Origin of the sequence: Streptomyces sp. NPDC058964 (assembly GCF_042741275.1) — a bacterium.
Taxonomy (GTDB): Bacteria; Actinomycetota; Actinomycetes; order Streptomycetales; family Streptomycetaceae; genus Streptomyces.
In genome coordinates this window covers 1-4,724 of sequence record NZ_JBHYKH010000623.1, presented here as the reverse complement: position 1 = coordinate 4,724, position 4,724 = coordinate 1, and the positions used below count along the sequence as shown (strand labels likewise).

Genomic DNA, 4,724 nt, shown 5'->3' with positions numbered 1-4,724 from the left:
CGTTTCGCGCTGCTCGCGGGTTTCTCTGTGATCATCATCCCCGGACGGCCGCGTCCCCGCACCGGGCGCCCCGGCCGGCAGGCCGTGGTCCGGGTCGTGATCCGCGCCGCGGTCCTCCTGGTGCTCGGTTACGCCCTGACCGCCCTGGACACCGGCGTCGATGTGATCCTCAGCTTCTACGGGCTGCTCTTTCTCGCCGTGCTCCCGCTGCACCGGCTGCGGGCCGGAACGCTGGCTCTCATCGGCGTCGCGACGGCACTGATCCTGCCTCAGGTCCTCTACGTGATCCGGGAGTCGATCGACAAGGGGAACTGGGCGGACACCGTCATCGCCCGGGATCCGCTGGCCCGTCTCACCGACAGCGACGGAATCGTCGAGCTGATGTTCACGGGAGCGTACCCGGTCCTCACCTGGATCCCCTTCGTGATCGCTGGGATGGCACTGGCCAGACTCGATCTGACCAGGCCCGGCATCCGCGCCCGGCTCGCCCTCACCGGCACGGCACTCGCCGTCATCGGCTACGGAGGCTCCTGGCTGGCCCTGCGCCTGGTCCCGCACGCTCTCACGGCCGTCGCGGCGGCCACGCACGATCCGACGGCGTCGGCCTGGTGGTCCGACACCGTGGGCTCGCCCGAGGACCACACTCCGCCGGCCTGGCTGCTGGTGGCCGCCCCGCACAGCGAGACGACCCTCTCCGTCCTCGGCAACACGGGCGTCGCCGTCGTCGTGGTGGCGGTGTGCCTGACCGTCGCCGACCGGTTGCCGCGGCTCACGCGCCTGGCCAGACCCGTCGCCGCAGTCGGCATGACGGCGCTGACCGTGTACGTGCTGCACATCGTCGCCCTCTGGTTCTTCACGGACGTCTGGTACGTCGCCTCGATCCAGTCCGACACCATGACCGCGCTGCCGCCACTGCTCGGCTTCATCGCGGCCGCCGCGCTGCTGGCAACCGCATGGACCCGCCTGTTCCGACGCGGTCCCCTCGAACATCTGGTGCACACCGCCACGCTGTTCGCGCGGCACGTCAGATAGGACAGCGACGACGACCCGGGGCCGGTCAGGAGCCGACCGGCTCCTCGCCGTTGCGGGACGGAAGCAAGGACCGCAGCGCCAGCCGCGTCAGCTCGGCCTCCACCCTGTCACGGTCGGGAACGACGGCCGCGCGGAAGGAACGGCCCGACAGGAACGAGACCAGCCACCACGCCGCGGTGTGCGGATCGATGTCGTCCCGGAGATCTCCGGCGGACTGTCCGCGCCGCAGGAGACCGGCCAGCACCTCGACGAACCGCTCGTGGACCTGGCGCAGCGCGGCTCCGAGCTCCGGATCACGGGCCAGGGTGCCCGCGTCGGCGAAGAGGAAGCCGTGCGCGCCGGGCTGATGGAAACGGTCCATGTGGGCCGGGTCGAGAAAGGCCGCAAGCACCTCGGGGACGGGGCGGCCGTCGTCGGCCGAACCGTTCAGGTGCGCGGCGACCGAGGTGGTCACATGGTCGAGGGCCGCCCGGTACAGAGCGGACTTGGAGCCGAAGTTCTGGAAGACGACCGGCTCGGTGACACCGACCCGCTTGGCGATGTCGGAGACCTTGCCGCGCTGGTAGCCGGCCTCGGAGAACACCTCGGTGGCGGCGGCGAGGATCGACGCGCGGCGCTCGGCCGCGGGCAGGCGGGTACGCGTGCGGGAGCGGGACTCGGTCACACCCGCCATCGTATGCCGCCCTTGCCAGTTTCCTTAGTCGCGACTAAGTTGATGCCATACTTAGTCGTGACTAAGTTATGGAGGAGAGCCATGCCCCTCGGACATCTCATGCAGGGCGAGCCACACACGGACACCCCGGGCGTGACCATCGGAGCCCCGCACGCCTACGAGCTCTTCGCCGCCGTCTGTTTCGCGGGCCGCCGCAACCGCGCCTTCTCCCGCCTCGCCGCAGCCAGCGGAGCCGAGCCCGGTGACCGCGTCCTCGACGTCGGCTGCGGCACGGGTTACCTGACCCGCCGCATGGCCGCCCGTGTCGGTCCGGACGGCGCGGTGACCGGCGTCGACCCCTCGCCACCGGTTCTCGCCTACGCCCGGAACAAGAAGCAGCGCCCCGGCAGCGCTCCCTGCACCTACCGCGAGGGCGTCGCCGAGTCCCTCGACCTGCCGGACGGCGCCTTCGACGCCGTCGTCACCAGCCTGATGCTGCACCACCTCCCCGAGGAGCTCCGGCCCGCGGCACTGCGCGAGATGCACCGCGTCCTACGGCCCGGCGGGCGGCTCCTGGTCGTCGAGTTCCGGCCGCCGAAGAGCCGCCTCGGCCGACACCTGGTGCACGGCGGCGCGGGGCACGCGATGGCGCACAACAGGGTCGACCTGCTGGACGGACTCGTCACGGACGCCGGCTTCGAGGTGAGCGGGCACGGCGACGTGCGCCCCTGGCTCTACTGCGTACGGGCGAGGCGCACACAGTGATGACGGAGTGCGCCCCGCCTCCCGGCGAAGGGCATGTCGGCAAGGTCGCGCCACGGGCCGGACGGCGCGTCAGTGCTTGTCCTTCCCCTTGTGGTCCTCGTCGCCGTGCTCCGGGTGTCGCGCGGCCGAGGACTCGGCCGGTCTCGGTGCCGCGGGCGAGACGGACGCGGCGCCGGTCGTGGAACCGGAGCTGGGAGCCTCCGGCGCGCTGTTGTCGGGCGAGAACCAGGCCATGCCGACCAGCACCGCGGCCACGAAGACCACCAGCCCGGCGAGCACGGCCGCCAGTCTCCTCCGATGCGAGTCGAGCGCACGGACGTCCGGCCGGTCCGCACGACGACCGCGCCGTGCGCGGGTACCAGTGCCGGTCGCCAGCCGGTACGTGGTCACACGGCCCATCTCGGCGACGTCGGATCTGCCCGGGAGGGGAAGGACCGGAGGGACCGGCATGGCGTCGGGCAGCGGCTCGGGACGTCCTCGCCAGGAACCCGTGGCGAACCACTCGGCCGCCTGCTGCGCGGTGGGCCGGTCCTCGGGCTTCTTGGCGAGCAGACCCAGGAGGTAGCTCTCGAACGCGGGCGGAAGTACGACGCCGAGATCGCGGGGCGGCACGGGGATGGCGTCGAGATGCTGATGGAGCACGCCGACCGCGGTCTTCGCAGCGAAGGGTGTGCGCCCGGTGAGGAGCTGGTACAGCACACATCCCAGCGAGTACAAGTCGGACGCTGGGCCCGCCGCTTGACCGAGGGCGCGTTCGGGTGCCAGGTACAGACTGGTGCCCACGATCTGGCCCGTTGCCGTGAGGGCTGCGCCGGGATCGTCGACGAACCGCGCGATGCCGAAGTCACCGATCTTGACCGAACCATGGGCGTCCAGCAGCAGATTGGCCGGCTTGATGTCCCGGTGGACGATCCCGTGGAGATGAGCCGCGGCGAGCCCGGACGCCGCCTGCGCCGCGATTCGGGCCACACGTTCGGCATCCAGCTGTCCGGCACTGGCGAGTACCCGGGCGAGGCTGTCGCCCTCGACCAGTTCCATGACCAGGAACAGGCCGCCCTCGTACTCGCCGAAGTCCAGGACGCCCACCACGTGCGGATGGTTGAGCCGACCAGCCGTCTGCGCCTCGAGGCGGAAGCGGGAGGTCGCCGTGGAGTCCCCGCTCTGAGGAAGGAGGAGTTTGACGGCCACGGGTCTGCCGGCCACCTCGTCGAACGCGCGCCACACCTCACCCATCGCGCCTCGCCCGATCGGATCACGCAGCTGGTACCGGCCTGCTATCAGCACCTGTGTTTCTTCCTCATGCCACAAGACCTACACGTCAGCCGCAGGCCACAACTCACCACGTGGAAGCGGGTGATGGTGGGGGTGCCGCAGCTGTCCAAGCCTACCCGGGCTCAGAAGCGGCAGACGAACGCCGCTCACTCACGGGCCGGGCCGGGCCGCGCCTGCGCCGGGCGTCATCCGGGGAGGCGCGACGGAGCCCGAGGACATCGGATCACCCGAGGACCACGTGGTCGATTCGGGTGGTCGTCGCCGCCTCCGCCCCGGTCAGGTCCGCGGCCGATCCGCGGCGTGCGCGTCGGCGAAGTCCCAGAGCACGGGCAGGAGTTGTTCGGGTGTCTCGGTCTGCGGCATGTGGCCCGTGCCGTGCAGCAGCCGGAATTCCGCGTCGGGGATGGCCTGGGCGTAGGCGCGGCCGTACTCGGCGTCGACGACCCGGTCGCTCGCGCCCCACGCGACGAGGGCGGGACGGGCGATATTCGCAAGACGCCCGGGCAGGGTGGGATCGGCCATGGCGTCCGGGCCCGAATAGACCTGCAGCGTGGCACGGTTCGCGGCCACGACGGTGCGCTGCTCCTCGGACAGTGCGCTGGGGTCGAAGCGGAACTTCGAAGGGTCGTGGAAGGAGAGCCGGGCCAGTTCCAGGGGCGTCAGGCTGAAGGTGTCGGCTATCGGGTGTCCCGGAACCTGGATACCGACCGCGTTGACGAGGGTGACGCTGCTGATCCGGTCGCCGCCCAGTGCCGCGAGTTCGGCCGCGATCCAGCCTCCGATGGAGTTGCCGACGACGGCGACGTCCCGCAGCTCGAGTGCGTCGAGCAGGCGGGCGTAGACCCGGGCCAGTGTCGTGACCCCGGTGAGCCAGTCGGGACGAAGGGTGCCGTCGAAGCCCGGATGGACCGGAGTGAACACCCGGGCCGGCCGCTGCCCGGCGAGGAGCCCGGCGAACGGGGTGACGGTCTGCGGACCGCCGCCTCCGTGCAGGAGCAGGGAC

At 71.3% G+C, this 4,724-nt stretch carries 5 protein-coding genes; 2 read left to right on the top strand and 3 right to left on the bottom strand.

What is annotated here, in order from left to right:
- Positions 1-1,032, top strand: a 1,032-nt coding sequence (locus ACFW2E_RS41700; protein ID WP_384475830.1) for a DUF418 domain-containing protein, incomplete at its 5' end; no start/stop codon positions are given.
- A gap of 25 nt (positions 1,033-1,057) precedes the next feature.
- On the opposite strand, the gene ACFW2E_RS41695 is transcribed toward ACFW2E_RS41700, so the two are convergent.
- Positions 1,058-1,696 carry a TetR/AcrR family transcriptional regulator gene (locus ACFW2E_RS41695; protein ID WP_384475827.1) on the bottom strand — a complete coding sequence of 213 codons (639 nt, stop codon included), beginning with the start codon at positions 1,694-1,696 and terminating at the stop codon, positions 1,058-1,060.
- A 90-nt stretch (positions 1,697-1,786) separates the two neighbouring features.
- On the opposite strand from ACFW2E_RS41695, the gene ACFW2E_RS41690 reads away from it, so the two are divergent.
- On the top strand, positions 1,787-2,449 hold the full coding sequence (locus ACFW2E_RS41690; RefSeq protein ID WP_384475824.1) for a class I SAM-dependent methyltransferase: 663 nt from the start codon (positions 1,787-1,789) through the stop codon (positions 2,447-2,449).
- 69 nt (positions 2,450-2,518) lie between these two features.
- Here ACFW2E_RS41690 and ACFW2E_RS41685 read toward each other — a convergent pair whose 3' ends face one another.
- Together ACFW2E_RS41685 and ACFW2E_RS41680 are read right to left on the bottom strand one after the other, a co-directional pair.
- Positions 2,519-3,733: a serine/threonine-protein kinase gene (locus ACFW2E_RS41685; protein ID WP_384475821.1), complete on the bottom strand. Its 1,215-nt coding sequence runs from the start codon at positions 3,731-3,733 to the stop codon at positions 2,519-2,521.
- A 264-nt stretch (positions 3,734-3,997) separates the two neighbouring features.
- Positions 3,998-4,720 carry an alpha/beta fold hydrolase gene (locus ACFW2E_RS41680; RefSeq protein WP_384475833.1) on the bottom strand — a complete coding sequence of 241 codons (723 nt, stop codon included), beginning with the start codon at positions 4,718-4,720 and terminating at the stop codon, positions 3,998-4,000.
- Between the last annotated feature and the right edge of the window lie 4 nt (positions 4,721-4,724).